This is a genomic window from Berryella intestinalis, from assembly GCF_000814825.1.
In the GTDB taxonomy this organism is placed as follows: domain Bacteria; phylum Actinomycetota; class Coriobacteriia; order Coriobacteriales; family Eggerthellaceae; genus Berryella; species Berryella intestinalis.
This window is the reverse complement of record NZ_CP009302.1, coordinates 407,360-424,417: the sequence shown is the minus strand read 5'-3', so window position 1 is coordinate 424,417 and position 17,058 is coordinate 407,360. Positions and strand designations below refer to the sequence as shown.

The 17,058-nt window shown below is 63.0% G+C and carries 13 protein-coding genes; 1 reads left to right on the top strand and 12 read right to left on the bottom strand.

The genetic code is table 11. The features are described 5' to 3' along the window. Positions 1-10 precede the first annotated feature (10 nt). The gene (locus tag JI75_RS01710) at positions 11-559 is read right to left on the bottom strand and encodes a hypothetical protein (protein WP_039688259.1); all 549 of its coding nucleotides are present in this window, start codon (positions 557-559) and stop codon (positions 11-13) included. Positions 560-1,017: 458 nt separating this feature from the next. Between JI75_RS01710 and JI75_RS01705 the strand changes: the two genes are divergently transcribed. After that, positions 1,018-2,289: an ATP-binding protein gene (locus JI75_RS01705; RefSeq protein WP_039688257.1), complete on the top strand. Its 1,272-nt coding sequence runs from the start codon at positions 1,018-1,020 to the stop codon at positions 2,287-2,289. A gap of 30 nt (positions 2,290-2,319) precedes the next feature. Here the strand turns inward: JI75_RS01705 and JI75_RS01700 are convergent, their stop codons facing one another. From JI75_RS01700 to JI75_RS01650, 11 genes are all read right to left on the bottom strand, one after another. Next, on the bottom strand, positions 2,320-2,517 hold the full coding sequence (locus tag JI75_RS01700; protein WP_144299251.1) for a hypothetical protein: 198 nt from the start codon (positions 2,515-2,517) through the stop codon (positions 2,320-2,322). A gap of 114 nt (positions 2,518-2,631) precedes the next feature. After that, on the bottom strand, positions 2,632-3,162 hold the full coding sequence (locus JI75_RS01695; RefSeq protein ID WP_240993195.1) for an adenine phosphoribosyltransferase: 531 nt from the start codon (positions 3,160-3,162) through the stop codon (positions 2,632-2,634). A 45-nt stretch (positions 3,163-3,207) separates the two neighbouring features. Beyond that, positions 3,208-5,109, bottom strand: coding sequence for a molecular chaperone HtpG (gene htpG, locus JI75_RS01690; RefSeq protein ID WP_039688255.1), 1,902 nt, complete (start codon positions 5,107-5,109; stop codon positions 3,208-3,210). Positions 5,110-5,436: 327 nt separating this feature from the next. Next, entirely contained in the window at positions 5,437-8,853 is a 3,417-nt protein-coding gene (locus tag JI75_RS01685) for a cell wall-binding repeat-containing protein (RefSeq protein ID WP_039688254.1), read from the bottom strand. 237 nt (positions 8,854-9,090) lie between these two features. After that, positions 9,091-9,393, bottom strand: coding sequence for a hypothetical protein (locus tag JI75_RS01680; protein WP_039688253.1), 303 nt, complete (start codon positions 9,391-9,393; stop codon positions 9,091-9,093). Between the two features lie 113 nt (positions 9,394-9,506). Continuing rightward, entirely contained in the window at positions 9,507-9,740 is a 234-nt protein-coding gene (locus JI75_RS01675; protein WP_039688251.1) for a NifU family protein, read from the bottom strand. Positions 9,741-9,844: 104 nt separating this feature from the next. After that, a complete protein-coding gene (locus tag JI75_RS01670) occupies positions 9,845-11,350 on the bottom strand; it encodes an LCP family protein (RefSeq protein ID WP_039688249.1) in 1,506 nt (501 codons plus the stop codon). Positions 11,351-11,357: 7 nt separating this feature from the next. Next, positions 11,358-12,650 (bottom strand): UDP-N-acetylglucosamine 1-carboxyvinyltransferase, encoded by a 1,293-nt coding sequence (gene murA / locus JI75_RS01665; RefSeq protein ID WP_039688247.1) that lies wholly within the window; start codon positions 12,648-12,650, stop codon positions 11,358-11,360. A gap of 317 nt (positions 12,651-12,967) precedes the next feature. Beyond that, on the bottom strand, positions 12,968-13,828 hold the full coding sequence (gene tsf, locus JI75_RS01660; RefSeq protein ID WP_039688245.1) for a translation elongation factor Ts: 861 nt from the start codon (positions 13,826-13,828) through the stop codon (positions 12,968-12,970). 134 nt (positions 13,829-13,962) lie between these two features. After that, positions 13,963-14,736 (bottom strand): 30S ribosomal protein S2, encoded by a 774-nt coding sequence (gene rpsB / locus JI75_RS01655; protein WP_039688243.1) that lies wholly within the window; start codon positions 14,734-14,736, stop codon positions 13,963-13,965. A gap of 238 nt (positions 14,737-14,974) precedes the next feature. After that, the gene (locus JI75_RS01650) at positions 14,975-17,056 is read right to left on the bottom strand and encodes a heavy metal translocating P-type ATPase (protein ID WP_039688240.1); all 2,082 of its coding nucleotides are present in this window, start codon (positions 17,054-17,056) and stop codon (positions 14,975-14,977) included. Positions 17,057-17,058: the final 2 nt, after the last annotated feature.

Sequence of the window (17,058 nt, the reverse complement as noted above, 5' to 3'; positions counted from 1 at the left end):
CGCACCTCCATTACGCATAGTTGATTCGAATAAACGAGCCACCACTTGGTCCGAAAGATGCATAGATCCTGAAAGTCTGGCTAAAACCAAAAATATTGCGGAGGGTTGCGGTGTAATTCATCACGAGAGACCTACCTCCGTCGGCAATGGTGTAATCATAGTAAGAGTTCGTAACTGTGCTTTGCGTCCCGTGAACCCACCCATCGTAAAAATGCCATATCCTATTACTATCATTAACATCATAAACAGCTACGGCTGTGATCTGATCAGGAATAGTACCTACGGTCGTACCTCCAGACACGGTGCCAGTTCTCTTTACTCCCAACGGAATGGGATTCTCATGAGGCTTTATACGGTAAAAGATAGGATCGCCGTTCTCCAAAGCCTTTGCTTCCGCATCAGCCCACAATTCATCGACCGTCATCTCTGCGTTGATTTCGTCTTCGGCAAAAGCAACCGTTGGAGCAACTAGGGACACAGCCAATCCAGCAACCCCCACACCAATCGCGGCCACCAAATCTCTCCGGCTCATAGAGCTATCATTATTGTTTGCCAGCATTTCACACACTCCTTGACTCGCAGACGAACTATTAAAATGCAAGTCAAAGCACATTTGTCACCTATGGATAAAAAAGATCGCAGGCGACCATACCTTGAACTCAGAGTTCCTAAAACCAAGGAGCAGCATACGATCACCATCCTGCAAAGCCGCCCGTTATCAGCCCAACAAGGACTCGCCTTCTATAGGATCATAAACTTGTCTGATTATATCATTATTAATACTATACTGTATATATGAGTATAAAAACATTCTTTTATTTAATAGATAGTACAAAAAATTACTTTCAATATTACTCTCTTCGGGCTTATCAAGGAGATCGAATAGACTGACGTCAGGTTCCGGTACTTCCACGAACACAGTTTTCTGCAAGTTTCGTCGATGCGATAGTCAAAACTTGCAGATGCTGCAAGTTTTGACTATCGTTGGGGTAACCGATCGCGAACTTGGAGACCCTTATGATCACGCGGCAGAAGTACCTCGACAAGCTTATCGCATTCCAAGACACCGATCTGGTGAAGGTGGTCACCGGCATACGCCGCTGCGGAAAATCAACCTTGCTCGACATGATGAAACGGCATCTTGCCGAACAGGGCGTCGAAGAAAACCGCCTTCTCACCTTCAAGATGGAATCCATGGAGCTAGCGGGCATAACCGATTATCGCGGCCTGTACGACCTGGTTGTCAGCCGCATCGGAGGACAACCTCGCCCCTACCTGTTCTTCGATGAACTGCAAAACGTCGAAGGTTGGGAAAAGGCCGTCAATGCCTTGCGCGTAGACGTCGATTGCGACATCTACGTGACCGGCTCGAACGCGTTTCTGCTCTCCAGCGAACTGGCCACGCTCATATCGGGCCGCTACGTCGAAATCCCCATGCAGCCGCTCACATTCTCCGAATACCTCGATTTCCGCAGTGCGACCTGGCAGCCTGCCGATAAAACGAATTCGGATATCGCGCTGTTTCCAGACGGATCCTTCGCCACCCTCTCCAGCCTGTTCGAGCAATATCGCACGTTCGGCGGGTTCCCATACCTGGCCCTGCAGGAACCCGACGAGCTGAAACATCGCGAGTACATGCGCAGTATCCATCAGACCATCATCGTCCGCGACATCATGACGCGCGCCCAGCGCAAGGGACTGCGTGCCGTCAGCAGCCGCACCGTGCTGGAGCGTATCTGTGCATTTCTGGCGAACAATGTCGGAAACGAGACGTCTGCGAACAAGATAGCCGGCACCCTGAAGGCCGACGGGCAATCAACAACCAGGGCGACCACGGACTTCTACATTTCTACACTCGTAGAAGCGTACCTGTTCAGACACGTGCCGCGCTATGACGTAAAGGGCCGAGAGCTGCTGAAGACGGGAGGCAAGTACTATATTGCCGATACGGGAATGCGCAGCTACCTGGACAGCTACCGCGGAGCCGACACAGGACGCGTGCTGGAGAACCTGGTGTACAACCAACTGGTGTTCGACGACTACGACGTGTTGGTGGGGCACCTGCGCGGCGGAGAGGTGGACTTCGTTGCCACGAAACCGAAGCAAAAGGTGTACGTCCAGGTAACCGAGAACATGCAAGACGACAAGACCATGCAGCGCGAACTCGCGCCTCTGCAACGCATAGGCGACGAATACCGCAAGATAGTGGTGGTGGGAAGCGGCAGCTACCCCTCCGATATCGATGGCATCGAAATCGTGAACATCATCGATTTCCTCCTGCACCGATAGCGAAACGTGCGGCGAAAACCGCCGTGAAACCTATTTTGAGCCGCTATCGTTCGGCGCCGCGGAGGCATCTGCAGAAAGCGCGGCGGGCAGCGGAGAAGACCCGTCAAGGCTCCTCATCGCATCGCGCACCCCGTCGCGCACGGCTCTCCTGACGACGAAGTAGAGAAGCAGGGCGCCGGCCACCACCGGAACAAGGTAGAACATGAAAAGGAAGACCTCGACTTGCATACCCGACCTCGCTTTCATCTGAAGCGGTCAGCGGCCTGCGACGACCTCTCCTCACCCGCCGCGTATACGACAAGTATAACAATGTAGGAATGTGACAAGGGGACTGTCCCCTTGTCACATTATCGTGACGAGGGAGTGGATCTCGGCATCGGTTGCCTGGGAGATGACCCCGCGGGGGTCGAGGAAGGCGAGCTCCAAAAGAAAGCCCATCCCCACCACTTCCGCACCGGCTGCCTCCACCAGCTTGACCTGCGCGATAGCGGTTCCGCCCGTCGCAGCCAGGTCGTCGATAAGCAGAACTTTATCGCCCGGCACCAATGCGTCAACGTGCATCTCCAGGCTGTTCGTCCCGTACTCGAGGGCGTATTCCTGCGAACGCACTTCGCGGGGAAGCTTGCCCGGCTTGCGCGCGGGCACGAAGCCGGCCCCCAGCTTGAAGGCCACGGGCGCCCCCACCATGAAGCCGCGCGCCTCGGCACCCACGACCTTGGTGACGCCCTTGTCGGAAAAGCGGTCTGCCAAATCGTTCACCAGGGCGTTGAACCCTTCCGGATCGGCCAGGAGGGGCGTGATGTCCTTGAACACCACGCCCGGCTCGGGATAATCGGGGATGCTTGCGATGAGGCTCTCGTAATCGAATGCCATGATGCTCCTTCGCACCGAAACAGATCGGCGCCCTCTCGTGAAATGCTACATCAGCTCGCTGATCTGCTCGGCGAAGGCCATCGGGTCCTCGATGGGCATGCCTTCGATCAGCAAAGCCTGATTGTACAGCAAATCAGTGTAGAGCCGCAGCTTCTTATCGTCGCCCGCATCGTGGGCAGCCTTCAGAACCCCGAAAACGCGATGGCCGGCGTTCAGCTCCAGCACGCGCTCCGATTTGGCGCCCTGCCCATCCGGCATGCGCGATAGCAGCTTCTCCATCTCGAGCGATATGGGACCGGCCGTGGTAAGCGCGGCGGGAACGTCGGTCAGGCGCGTGGAAACCACCACCTTGCTCACCGACTCGCCCAGCATGTCCCGCATCTTCTCGAACATGCCCTCGTTGGCCTTGCTGGCCTCTTCGGCCGCAGCCTTCTCCTCATCGGTAGCCAGATCGAGATCGGCGCCGGCCACGTTGGCGATCTCCCGGTCGTCGAAACGGCCCAGGGCCTGGAAGCAGAACTCGTCGACGTCCTCGGTGCACAGCAGCACGTCGAAGCCCTTCGCACGGGCCGCCTTCACCATGGGAAGCTTGTCCAGGTGGGCAAGCGATTCGCCGCAGGCGTAGTAGATGGCGCCCTGGCCCTCGGGCATCGCCTCGACGTACTCCGCCAGCGTGACCATGCACTTCTTGGATGCCGAGTAGAACATCAAAAGCCCGGACAGCTCGTCGGACTTCGCCCCGTAGCTGGTGTAGATGCCGAACTTCAGCGCACGCCCGAAATGCTCGAAGAACGCCTCGTAGTCCTCTCGGTCGTTGTCGCGCATCTTCTCCAGCTCGGCCGTGATCTTCTTCTCCACCTTGTTGGCGATGGCGCGCAGCTGGCTGTTGTGCTGCAGCGTCTCGCGCGAGATGTTCAGCGTGAGGTCGGACGAATCCACCACGCCGCGCACGAACATGTAATGGTCGGGAAGCAGCTCGGCGCACTTGTTCATGATCAGCACGTTGGAGCTGTACAGCGCGAGGCCCTTCTCGTAATCGCGCGAGTACAGATCGAACGGCGGGCGCTTCGGGACGAACAGCAGCGCGTCGTAGGACAGCGCCCCTTCGGCATGAACGCTGATGGTGCGGGCCGGCTCGGTGAAGTCATGGAAGTCCGACTTGTAGAACTCGTCGTAGTCCTCCTGCGTCACGTCGGACTTGCGGCGCTTCCAAATGGGAACCATCGAGTTCACGGTCTCGACATCGGTGTAGTCCTCGTATTGCTGGACGTAATCTTCGCCCGCATCTTCGGGCTTGGGGATGGGACGGCGCTTGGTGACCGTCATCTTGATGGGATAACGCACGTAGTTGCTGTAACGGCGGATGAGGTCTTTCAGGCCCCATTCGGAAAGATAGGCGTCGTAATCCTCTTCCTCGGTGCTGTCCTTCAGCGTCATGATGACGTCGGTGCCGTGCGTCGCGCGCTCGGCAGGCGAGATGGTGTAGCCCTCGATGCCGTTGCTGGACCAGCAGCTGGCCTCGTCCGACCCGTACGCGCGCGAAACCACGCGGACGCTTTTGGCCACCATGAACGACGAGTAGAACCCGACACCGAACTGGCCGATGATGTCGGCTTCAGTGGAAGCGGCCACCTCGGGATCGCCCTTGAACTGCTCGGATCCGGAGTGCGCGATGGTGCCCAGGAACTTCTCCAGCTCGTCGGCCGTCATGCCGATGCCGTTGTCGGAAACGGTGATCGTGCGGGCCTCCTTGTCGAAGGACACCTCGATGGCCAGTTCGCTGCGGTCGATGACAACCGCGTCGTCGGTGAGGCTCTTGAAGTACAGCTTGTCGACCGCATCCGACGCGTTCGAGATGAGTTCGCGCAGGAATATCTCACGGTTCGTGTAGATGGAGTTGATCATAAGGTCGAGAAGCTTCTTGCTCTCGGTTTTGAATTTGCGCATGCCGATCCGTCCTTTCATCGCCCTGCGGCGGGACCTCGAACGTCCGCCGCGAAACGCCGCGCTTAGCAGTCGTGGCTTTAGAGTGCCAGACAGATTTTAACGCGGGCCACTGGGCTGTCAAGGAACCTTGGGTATGGAAAGGCCGCACGGTAACCGAACGGTCGACGGAGGGTTCGCGCTGTGCAGAACCGGTGGAGCCCCGTTCGCGGCGATGTGAGAAAGCGGGGCGCAAACGCAAAAGGGCTCGGGAGCGAGCCGAAACCCGCTCCCGAGCCCTCGGTGCTGCAATGCACCTTCGAAAGGCGCCGTCCCAGCGCCCGAACGAACCTATCGGCCGAGCTGGGCCGCCTTCTTCGCAGCGTCCATCGTAGCCTGGGGAACGGCCGCGGTCCCCCCGAACACGAACCCCTGCGAGGACTCGCCCGCATGGCCCGCGATCACCGAGTCGATCACGTGGGAGTCGTAGCTGAACGCGTACCCGTCGGCGGTGGGCCCGTCATGCGGCACGAGCAGCATCACGCCGCCCGCCTTGCCGATAAGGGCCGCGCCGGTAAGCGCATCCCAGTACCCGTTACCATCCGCCAAGCCCACGGTGTCGGCCGCACCGGGCACCGTCTCGATCTGCTTCTGCGCGATCGCGGCGGAGGTCTTCCAGGCATCCTGGCCGGCCAACCGCTGGACGGAACCCGCCGGTACGCCGCCCGAAGACGTCAGGGCGCTTTGCGTCCCCTCGGTGATGGCGGCGGTTCCGCCGACGATGATCGCATCGGTGTAGCCCGCGGCCTTGATGTCGGCCAGCGCCGCTTCGCCCAGGTTGCCCGATGCATCCGTCAGATACACCGGCATGATCGAAGCGTATGCCCAAGGAGACACGGACAGGGCGTCGTAGAATCCGGCGGACGTGGCGATCACGCAGGTCTTGGCTGCAGAGTCCTTGCGCACCTGCTGGGCGATCTTCACCGCCGTCTGCTGGGCGTCGTCGCCGAACAGACGGACGGGGGCGTTGACTCCGGGGATGGCGTCAACCGCGCGCACCACGTCGTCGGACACCGCCGCCGGGCCGCCGCACACGTACACGTTCTTCGCGCCCAAGCGCTCGATCTCGGACTTCGTCTCCGCGGTCAGCGACGAGCCGTCCGTGATGAGGACCGGGCAGCGATGCGCGCCCGCCAGAGCGGCGGCGGACAGGGCGTCCCAGTACCCGCCCGACGTGGCCAGGACAACCGTGTCGCAGGACTTGTCCGCCCAGCCGGCCGAGCTGGACGTGATGGCCTTCATCGTGCCGAACGCGTCATCGCCCGAAAGGCGGTTCCAATTCGTGTCCGAAACGGGAGCCAGGTTCGACAGATCGATCGCCACCTTCTTCGAGGCGAGGTTGCTCACCTCTCCCACCGTCTCGCTGAACAGGTACAGCTTGTCTTTCGACGCGTCGAAGCCCGCGGGAAGGTCGAAAGCGGCCTTGCCCTTCGCCGCAGCCCTCGCCGCGACCGTCCCGTATCCCGAAACGACCGTCTTCGAGCCGTCCGTGCGCTCGATCAGCGCGGAAACCTGGCTGCCCTCGGTTGCTCCGGACGTGTACTCGACAACGACCCGGTTTCCGTTCTTGGACACCGCCTTCGCATCGAACGCGCGCGAGGAGTCCAGAAGCGTGAGCTTCCACACGTTCTCGTCGGTGGCGCGAGGCGCCTGGATCCCTGCGGGGATATCGGAACCCGCCGGGGTGGTGAGCAGCACGTTCGCCTCGTTCAAGCGCAGGACCGGGGACGATCCGAGGCTGCCGATGTAGCCGGGAAGCTCCATGGCCGACCCCCACACATCCATCAGGCCGGCCACGGTGACCAGCTGGATGCCCAGGTTACCGGGCGTGCGCGTGAACTGCGACTGGGAGCCCTCCGCGCTCGCGCGGGACGCGTCGTCGTAGAAACCGTACGATGCGTTCGTGAACTCCTTCTTGGACAAGACGTATACCTTGTCCTGGGTATCGGCCTGCGACGATCCGGCCGCCTCGTTCTTGATGGTGGATGTGGCGATGGCCGCCTTGTCCGCATCGCCGAACGCCTTTTCGTAGTACTCCTTGTTCAGGTACGAGCGCAGCAGGCTCTTCTCCCACGACTCGGCAGCGACCGGGGCTTCCTCGTCCTCTGCGGGCTCGGCGCTGAAGGGGGTGTTGCTCAGGACGGTCTCGCTCATGATGACGCCCTGCTGGGCATCGAGCACGCGCCACGAGGCTCCGTCGATGCCGAAGCGCACGCGGCTCCCCGCCCAGCCGATGTCTTGGACGCCCGACCCGTCATAGGGGGCGTTGAAGGCGCTCAGGCCCAGGTTGACGGTCTGGGCGTGCCCTTGGTTCTGGATCGCACGCAAACCTCCCACCGCATCGTTGAGAGCAGAGAGCGCGCCGTCGATGGCTTCTTGGGAAGCCTGGGGGTCGCCGGCGATGCGCTGAGCCTCCTTCAGCGCGTTCGAGAACGCCTCGAACGTCGAGGACGTGTAGTTCGACGCCTTGTACCCCTTGTCGGTCGCCGCCTTGATAGCCGCGTTGAGGCCGCGGAAATCGGCGTGGTCTCGGATGGTCGACCAGTCGAAGCGAAGCGAAGCGGCCTTGTCCTTGCCGTTCAGGTCGCTTGAGATGAGCACCTGGTAATAGCCGCTGGGGCTGTTGTAGGGCAGCACGAACTTCCAGACGACCCCGTCTTTGCCGTTGTCGGCAACCGACACGGTCTTTCCCTTGGCCCCGTCTTTGTCGAGGATCGTCGCTGCGGTGACGACGAAGTCCTTGACCTTCCCGGGCAAGAATGGATAGTGCTGGTTGTTGAAGGTCACGGTTACGGTCGATACACCGGAGGCATCGGTTTCGACGACGGCCTCGCGCTTGATGGAGCGTCCCGAATCGACGTCGCCTTCGGCATAGACGTCGAGGAACATCGTGCTGTTCGCCTTGAAGGGGTTCTCCATATCCGTGCGCAGCGCCTTGAACGCGTGTTCCATCTGCTGGATGGCGGGAACGATCTGGTCAGACGATGAGTCTTCCAAGCCCAGCACGTCGTCGGCTTTCACCACCGCCTCGCGAAGCGCCTTCCAGGTGGGGGCGTAGTAGTTCCCGGCCTCCAGCTTTTCGGCCTCGTCCTTGAGCTTCTTCAGGCGATCCGAAGTGGAAGATGCCTGCTTCATGCTGGACCAGCTGAGCGCCAAGATGACCTCGCGGTTCATGTACCCCGAGAACACCTCGCTGCGGTAGTTGCCGCTCTCCTCGATGTAAGGGAGCTTGATCTGCAGCAATATCGAATTGTCCGGCGCCATGGTGACGTACTGGCCTTCGGCGAACTTGTTCATGTCCGGGTTCTGGCTATCGTCCGATTCGCCCTTCTTGAACACCTTCAGATCGGACGCATAAGCGTCCTGGCCGAACACCTTGCCGGGGCGCATGCGGATGGTGAGGTAGGGGTTCCCCTGATTGTCGACGTCGATCGTGCCCTGCTTCTCGATGAGCCCGGCCACCGCCGAGGACCCGCCCGAAACCGCGTTCAACGCGACATCGACCGTATAGCTTTTGTTCTTGTCGAACGCCGGCGCGGCCAGAGGAGCGAGCCTATCGGGCGCCGCCTGCGCCTCGACCGCCGACGATGCCGATGCCGCGTCGTCGGCGAACGCAGCCGGCGCGGCGAGACCGGCTCCGCTGCACGCGAGCGCGGTTGCGATCGCGACCGAGCACACCTTGCTCTTTCCAGATCGAGAGGTTGACATTCGTTCTCCTTCTCCCTTCTGTTAGTTTCACCTAACTCAAACTCACGATTCTATAGAAAGCCTCGGAGCTGTCAAAAAAGGCCTTCGCGGCTGTCCCGTCGGATCGCGCGCCCGATAGCCGGCCCCTTACGTCCCCCAACACGCGAAAAAGCCCCTCCGCACTCCCGAAGGATGCGAGGGGGCCCTGAAAAAGTTAGCTATACTTCACAAAAAATATAAAATTAGCTGTGTCTAACCTCAGATGAGGAACCGCGTGGTCTGCCTTCCCTTATCGGGGATCCCGCCTGTGCGCGAGGCCTTGTCGGCCATGCTGGGGCCGTGCTTCAAGAAGAACTCGCACCAGTGGCAGCACTCCTTGACCGCCGCGTCGTAATCCCGATCGGGGTTCAGCAGCAGTTCGAAGTCGGTGGCGACCTTGTGGTTGGGGCGGAAGCAGTCGGCGTTGAAGCATTCCGACGGGCACAGGTCGTCGGCCAGGCTATGGGGGCAGCGCGCCATCCACTCCTCATCGCACCCGCGTATCTCCCAACAATGCGGCATAGCGCTCCTTCCCGCACGACCACACGAACCATCTGCTCAAAAGCTTATACGAAAACGGAGGGAGGCTCGACGGCCGCCCTCCGTTAGACACGCATTCGTCATGCAAGCCAAGCCTAGTTATCGGCTGCAACCACCTTGGTCACGCCGGGGACGCGCTCCTTCAGGATGCGCTCGATGCCGTTGGCAAGCGTCAGCGCCGACATGGGACAGCCCTTGCAGGCACCCACCAGCTCGACCGTGACCACGCCGTCTTCGGACACGTCCACCAAATGCGCGTCCCCGCCGTCTGCAACGAGGCTGGGACGGATGAGGTCGAGGACGGTCTGAACCGAATTCTTATCTACCACGGGGGGCTCCTTCTCTCTCGATAAGTTCAAGGACGCATTCTAGCACAGCCCCTCCTTCGAGAAGGACCGCAGCGGAAACGCGAAGCCCGCACGATGCGGCGACGTTACGAAACCGGCTTGTAGTCTCCTCCGATAACCACCAGCACATCGCCGGTGTAGGTGTAGTACCCCACATCCTTCACCGCACGGCCGAAGCCCATGCGCTCGACGATCGCCTTGGCCTGGTCCTCGTGGCCGGTGCTGTACACCACGAGCGTTTCCTCGAAAACCTGCTGCTCGGCGTTGCCCGTCGCCGTGATCTCGCATCCCATCTGGGAAAGAAGCTGGGTCGTGGAGGCGGCTGCGCCCGTGACTGCAGCTCCGTTCTGGACCTCGACCTTCAATCCGGAAACATCCACCGCGCCCGCCTTGGCGGCGCTCGCCGCATCGCCGCCTTCGACGAAGGCCGCCTGCACCTGCGCCCATTCGGATTTGGACGGGGTGAAGACGCGCGGGGCGCTCGACACCAGCGAAGAGGACGAGCCGGTAAGCGACCCGGGGATCGCCGCCGACGAAACGCTGTCCCCCGAGATGCCGACGAGCGCCTCCCCGGCCGCCAGAAGGTCGTTGGACGAGATATCGGTTTGGAAGCACGAGCTGACCTTGTCCAGAAGCGACGCCGACGAGAGCGTCCCCTGGGCGCTGAACAGCTTGACGACCAGCTGGGAGAAGAACGCCGCCTGGTTCTGGGCCTGGGATTGGACCCCCTTCGACAGGTTCGTCGCGCGCAGAAGCGTGAGCGCCGCGGACCCCGACAGCTTCTGGGGACCCGCCGCGAGGTAGTCGCTTCCCGCTGCGGGGTCGTCTACCTCTTCGGACAGGTCGAGGTCGACCCCTCCCGCCGCATCGACCAGCTTCACCAAACCCGCCCGATCGATTTTGACGAAATGGGCGATATCGACACCCACCAGGTCGGACACCTTCCCGATAAGGGCGGCGTCACCCTCTCCCGCCGCATCGCGCAGCTGATGAAGGTTCCCGTCGGACAGGGTCGCGCCCGTTTCGGCGGGGATCCCCAGAAAGCTCATGGTCTTGTTCTGGGAGTCGACGCGCATCAAAACCAGGGCATCGGGCCCTTCGAAATCCGACGAGGCGGTGGCTCCCCCCAGATCAGCCGAAATCAAAACGTAGGAAGCCGCCTTTTCCTGCGGGGCCTTCAAAGCGGAGGCGGCGTCGGAATCGCGCAGGGCCAGCTTCGATCCCACGCTGCCGAAATAAACGAACACGCCCACGGATACCGCAAGGACGACCAGCAGCACGGCAACCGCCGCAATGCCGGCGATGCGGCGGACGCGCGTTCGGCGGTGGATGTCCTGAGCGAAGTTGTGCCCTCCCACGTGGAGCGCAGGGGCTCCCGACTGGCGGTGCGCGTGCGAAACGACGTTGCGCACCTCCCCATGCGAGGCCCGCGATTGCTTGCGGCCGTTGGCGAACGAAACGCTTCCGGCGTTCATGGTCCGCCCGCCGCGCTGGACGGAGGGGCTGATGTGCGATCCAACCAGAGAGCTGTTCGCCTTGCGGGCGGTTTCGCGCAGCTTGCGCGCGTTCACGCTCCTTCTGCTGTCGGCCATGGCGCGCCTACCGGATGTCGTCGCCGAAGGCGCCTTCGACCACGCGCTGGACATCGACGCCCAAGGAGCGCAGCTTGCCCACGTAGTCCTCGTATCCGCGGTCGATATGGGCCACCTTCCGCACCCGCGTCTCGCCCTCGGCCACCACGCCCGCTAACACGAGCGCCGCCCCTGCGCGCAGGTCGGTCGAGGTCACCGGAGCGCCCTGGAGCCGATCCACCCCGCGCACCAGCGCATGATGGTCCTCTATGACGATGTCGGCCCCCATGCGCATGAGCTCGGATGCGAACATGAAGCGGTTCTCGAACACGTTCTCGGTGATGACCGATGCCCCTTCGGCCCGGGCCGCCAGCAGCATGAACTGGGCCTGCAGATCGGTGGGAAATCCGGGATGCGGGAGGGTCTGGATATCGACCGGGGACAGCGGGCGGGTGCGCGAGACCGTCACCCAATCGCTTCCCTGCTCGACGTCGCAGCCCATCAGCTCGAGCTTCATCAGCGCCATGCGCAGAAACGACGGATCGACGCCGCGCACCGTGACCGGCCCGCCCGTAAGCGCGCCGCCCACCAGGAACGTCCCCGCCTCGATTCGGTCGCCGCAGGTCGCATGCTCGCACGGATGCATCGACGAGAGGGCGACCCCCTCGATCTCGATAAGCGACGAACCCGCTCCGCTCACGCGCGCGCCCATCTCGTTGAGCATCGTGGCCAGATCCACGATCTCGGGCTCGCGGGCGGCGTTCTCGATCTGGGTCGCACCCTCGGCGGTCACGGCCGCCATCAGCAGGTTTTCCGTCGCGCCCACGCTGGGGAAGTCGAGCACCACATGCGCCCCGTGCAAACCGCGGGGCGTCGTGGCTTTGAGGAACCCGTGCTCGGTGACGAACTCGACGCCCAGAGCCTCGAGCCCTTTGAGGTGCATGTCGATCTTGCGCGCGCCGATCTGGCAGCCCCCGGGCATGGCGACGTGGGCCTTGCCGAAGCGCCCGACCAGCGGCCCAAGGATGGAGATGCTCGCGCGCATCTTCGAGACCAGCTCGTAGGGCGTCTCGAACCGCTCGACCGACGACGTGTCGATGGTGAGGGTATGGCCCTCCCGCTCGACCGGCGCCCCCAGCTGGCGCAGAACTTCGGACATGATGCGGATGTCCGAGATATCGGGAACGTTACGGATGATGCACGTCCCCTGCCCCAGAAGGGATGCGGCGATCAGCTTGAGGGCGGAGTTCTTCGCGCCCGATACGCGCACTTCCCCCGATAGCGTGTTGTTGCCCCTGACAAGGATGATTTCTTCCGACATAACCCCACCTCGTGGTTCGATTCGTAAGCGATTGAGCGGTGCGGTCGCGCAGTCCCCCCGCCGTCGGCCGCACCCGGGAACCCCGCCGCATCCGCCTCTCGAAAACGCGGCGCATCGAGGTTCGGACCGAAGCGCAGGGCCGTCGTCATATGCTCTCGCCCATTATAAGGATCGGGCGGCCAACCCGCCCGCGCGTTGCCCTGCCGATAGACAATTTACGCGAATGCACGCGCGGAAAACGCCGCCGCGAAACGAGGAGGGACCGCGCCGTGCCGACGCGGTCCCTCCCGTAAGGCGATCGGTTCGATCGGGCTTCGTTACGCACCCAGAGCGAAGCGGACGAAGTCCACGACCTTGATGGAGCCGCCGAGCTGCTTGGCGACCTCGTCGGTGTACTGGGCGATGGTCTGGTCAGGGTTCTTCACGTAGTCCTGCTCGGTCAGGCAGTTCTCCTTGAAGAACTTCTCGAGGCGACCTTCGGCCATCTTCTGCTGGATGTTCTCGGGCTTGCCGGACTCGGCGGCCTGAGCCACGTAGATGGCGCGCTCGTGCTCGACCGCGTCGGCGGGAACGCCCTCGCGGTTAGCGGCGACCGGGGAGATCGCGGCAACCTGCATGGCCACGTTGCGGCCGTAGGCGACGAAGTCGGCGCTGGTGGGGTCGATGCCCTCGACGTCGAACTGAACCAGGACGCCGATCTTGCCGCCCATGTGGATGTAAGAGCACACCGCACCGGCCTCGACGGTCTTGACGCGGGCGAGGTTGGCGTTCTCGCCGAGCACGTGAACGGCGTCGGTGATGATGTCGGCGACGGTCTCGCCGTTGTCGGACAGCTCCTTGAGCGCCTCGACGTCGGAGCACTTGTTGGCGAGCGCGATGCCGGCGATGCGGTCGGCGTAGGCCTTGAACTTCTCGTTCATGCCCACGAAGTCGGTCTCGCAGTTCAGCTCGAGAACGACGCCGGACTTGCCGTCCTCGGCGACGATGGCGGTTACGGTGCCCTCGTTGGTGGCACGACCGGCCTTCTTGGCGGCAGCGGCCAGACCGCGCGTGCGCAGAACGTCGACGGCCTTGTCCATATCGCCGTCGGCCTCGTTCAGGGCCTTCTTGCACTCCATCATGCCGGCGCCGGTGAGCTCGCGGAGCTCCTTGACCATAGCAGCGGTGATTGCAGCCATGTCTGTCCTTCCTCTTCTTCTTCAAAGCGCCCCGCACCCAGGGCGGAGCGCTTCACGTGTACGTGGAACATAAGGGGCCCGCGAAGCCGAGGCTTCCGCACCCCTGGAACCGACGGCCCGACGGGCCGCGGCGGTTACTCGGCCGCGGGAGCCTCGACGGCCTCGGCGGCAGCGGCCTCGGCGACGGGGGCCTCCTCGACAGCGGCCATCTCCTCGGCGGTCACCGGGGCACCCGTGCCGGCGATGACGGCGTCGGCCACGAAGTCGGTGAGCAGGCGCACCGAGCGGATCGCGTCGTCGTTGGCGGGGATGCCGTAATCGACGTCGTCGGGATCGCAGTTGGTGTCGAGGGTGCCCACCACGGCGATGCCCAGGCGCTTCGCCTCGTGGATGGCGAGGGACTCGCGGTTGGTGTCGATGACGAACACCGCATCGGGGGTGCGCGTCATGTTGCGGATGCCGTTGAGGTTGGACTGCAGCTTGGCCAGCTCCTTGTGGCGCAGGATCTGCTCCTTCTTGGGCAGAAGGGCCATGCGGCCGTCGGCGTCCATGGCCTCGAGCTCTTCCATGCGCTTCACGCGGGAGCGGATGGTGACGAAGTTGGTGAGCATGCCGCCCAGCCAACGGGAGTTCACATAGGGCATACCGCAGCGGTTGGCAGCGTCGGCGACGGCTTCCTGAGCCTGCTTCTTAGTGCCGACGAACAGGACGGTGCCGCCCTTCTTGGACATCTCGGAGACGAAGGTGTACACGTCGTCCATGCCCAGGAGGGTCTGCTTGAGGTCGAGGATGTAGGTGTCGCCGCGCTTGCCGAAGATGAATGGCTTCATCTTGGGGTTCCAGCGACGGGCCTGATGGCCGAAGTGCGCGCCGGCGTCGAGCAGCGTCTGAATGCTGACTTTCGTCATGTCTTGACTCCATTCGTTAGTCCTCTGCCCGCGGTCATCCCCGGGTTCCGCAGCCTTTTCCGGTGGCCACTAGCGGTCCGAGTCGCACGAGCATGTGTGATTAGAAACTGCGCCAGTATAACCCATTTTCCGAGGTTTCGACGCGAAAAACACAGGGTGCGCAGCGAAAGTCGGGACGGACCCGAAGACCCGTCCCGTGCGGAAAAGCGAATGGGGCGAAGACCGGGGCGCGAAAAGCCTAGACCCGGTACCGGCGACCCGCCGACAGGCTGAGGCCGATGGTGGTGGCATTGTGCAGCAGCGACGAGGTCTGCGGCGTCACCGCCCCGAGGATACCCAGCAGCATGAACACGCTGTTACATACCATCACCTGGGCAAACGAACGATCCATGCGCCTTGCCAGCGCGCGGCTGAGCTTGACCAGCGTCACGATCGAGGACAGGTCGCCGTCGGTCAGGGTGATGTCGGCCACCTCTTTGGCAACCGCCGTCCCCTGCCCCATGGCGATGCCGACGTCGGACAGGGCGAGGGCGGGCGCATCGTTCACGCCGTCGCCCACCATGACCACCTTGCAGCCTTGCGCCTTGAGGCCCTCGACGTAGGCATGCTTGTCCTCGGGAAGCAGGTCGGCCTTCCATTCGGTGACGCCCGCTTCCTCGGCGACGCGGCGCGCCGTGCGCCCGTTGTCGCCCGTGAGCATGACGACGCGTTTGAAGCCGAGGCCGCGCAGCTGCCCGACCGCTTCGCGCACGCCCTCCTTCAGCGGGTCCTCGATGCCCAGCACGCCGACCAGCTCGCCGTCAACCGCGAGGTAGAGCGGGGAGAGCCCTTCGGTCTCGTGCGCGATGCGGCCCTTCTGAGCCTCGTCGATCGCGACCTTCTCGTCGCCGACGACGAAATGCTCGGACCCGATGACCACGCGCTTCCCGTCGAGCGACGAGGCGATGCCGTGCGCGACGATGTATTCCACCTCCGCGTGGCGCTCGCGATGGTCGAGCCCGCGGTCGGCCGCGGCGCGCACGACCGCGCGGGCGACCGGATGCGGGAAATGCTCTTCCAGGCAGGCCGACAGGCGCAGCACCTCGTCCTCGTTCCAGCCGTCGAACGAAAGGACGGTGGCCACCGACGGGGTGGCCTCGGTGAGCGTCCCGGTTTTGTCGAACACGATGGTGTCGGCGTCGCACACGGCGTCGAAGTACTTGGACCCCTTCACGGTGAAGCCCGCGTCGGCCGACTGGCTCATGGCGGACAGCACTGAAATCGAGCTGGTGAGCTTCAAGCCGCACGAATAGTCCACCATCAGAGCCGCCGACGTCCTGGTCATGCTGCGGGTGGCCAGGGCCACGCCGGCAGCCAGTCCGAAGTTCCACGGCACGATGCGGTCGGCCAGGGCCTCGCGCGAGGCCTGCCGGCGCGACTTGTACCGGTCGGCGTTCTTGACCAGATCGACGATGGAGCGCAGGCGCGTCTCGTTCGGAGCGCTCTTCACGCGCACCAGGATCTCGCCGCTCTCGACGCTCGTGCCCGCGAACACGTCGTCGCCGACCGTGCGCTCCACCGCCAGGGGCTCGCCGGTGAGCGAGGACTGGTTCACCATCGCGCACCCGCGGATCACCTGGCCGTCGATGTTGACGCCCATACCCGTGCGAACGGCGACGACGTCGCCCACGGCAAGCGAGGACAGCGGCACCTCCACCTCGAGGTCGCCTTCGACCTTCTGGGCGTTCTCGGCCACGTTGAGCAGCGCATCGACCAGCGCGCCTTCCGATCGGGCCTGGGTGTAGTCCTCAAGCGTCTCCCCCACCTCGAGCAGGAACATGGTCTCGCCCGCGGTTTTGGGATCGAACTGGACGAACGACATGCCGATGGCCGCGGCGTCGAGCACCGGAACGTCGAGCCGGGCTCTGCCCAGCGACGAGAGGGCCTCGACGAGGAAGCGGCGGTACGCGACCAGCCCCAAGACGATGGAGAGGGGCTTGGGCAGAAACCACCGGCGCAGAAGGTAGGTGCCCGTCAGCCAGGCGAGGTCGAGCATGAGCTGATGGGAATGCTGCGCGGCGGAAAACGAGTACTCGGCGCGCATCCCCTCGATAGCCGCCGCATCGATCGAGGCCAGATGGGCGATGGCCCGCTCCCTGCCCTGCTCTCCGCAGTACGACAGCGCCACCTCCCCGATGCGCGGGTACACCTTGGCCTCGCTGATGCAGGGCGCCGACCGCAGCACGGCCTCGAAGGGGCCCTGATCGCGGGCGGGGACGAACCCGGCCAGCTTGATGCGCAGACGGCGCCCGGGGATCTCTGTCTTGATGGAGAAATCCACGG

Excerpts from the sequence above, each read along its gene's own strand:
- JI75_RS01710 (WP_039688259.1), bottom strand. The coding sequence starts at position 559 with ATGCTGGCAAACAATAATGATAGCTCTATGAGCCGGAGAGATTTGGTG.
- JI75_RS01705 (WP_039688257.1), top strand. The coding sequence starts at position 1,018 with ATGATCACGCGGCAGAAGTACCTCGACAAGCTTATCGCATTCCAAGAC.
- JI75_RS01700 (WP_144299251.1), bottom strand. The coding sequence starts at position 2,517 with ATGCAAGTCGAGGTCTTCCTTTTCATGTTCTACCTTGTTCCGGTGGTG.
- JI75_RS01695 (WP_240993195.1), bottom strand. The coding sequence starts at position 3,162 with ATGGCATTCGATTACGAGAGCCTCATCGCAAGCATCCCCGATTATCCC.
- htpG (WP_039688255.1), bottom strand. The coding sequence starts at position 5,109 with ATGCGCAAATTCAAAACCGAGAGCAAGAAGCTTCTCGACCTTATGATC.
- JI75_RS01685 (WP_039688254.1), bottom strand. The coding sequence starts at position 8,853 with ATGTCAACCTCTCGATCTGGAAAGAGCAAGGTGTGCTCGGTCGCGATC.
- JI75_RS01680 (WP_039688253.1), bottom strand. The coding sequence starts at position 9,393 with ATGCCGCATTGTTGGGAGATACGCGGGTGCGATGAGGAGTGGATGGCG.
- JI75_RS01670 (WP_039688249.1), bottom strand. The coding sequence starts at position 11,350 with ATGGCCGACAGCAGAAGGAGCGTGAACGCGCGCAAGCTGCGCGAAACC.
- murA (WP_039688247.1), bottom strand. The coding sequence starts at position 12,650 with ATGTCGGAAGAAATCATCCTTGTCAGGGGCAACAACACGCTATCGGGG.
- tsf (WP_039688245.1), bottom strand. The coding sequence starts at position 13,828 with ATGGCTGCAATCACCGCTGCTATGGTCAAGGAGCTCCGCGAGCTCACC.
- rpsB (WP_039688243.1), bottom strand. The coding sequence starts at position 14,736 with ATGACGAAAGTCAGCATTCAGACGCTGCTCGACGCCGGCGCGCACTTC.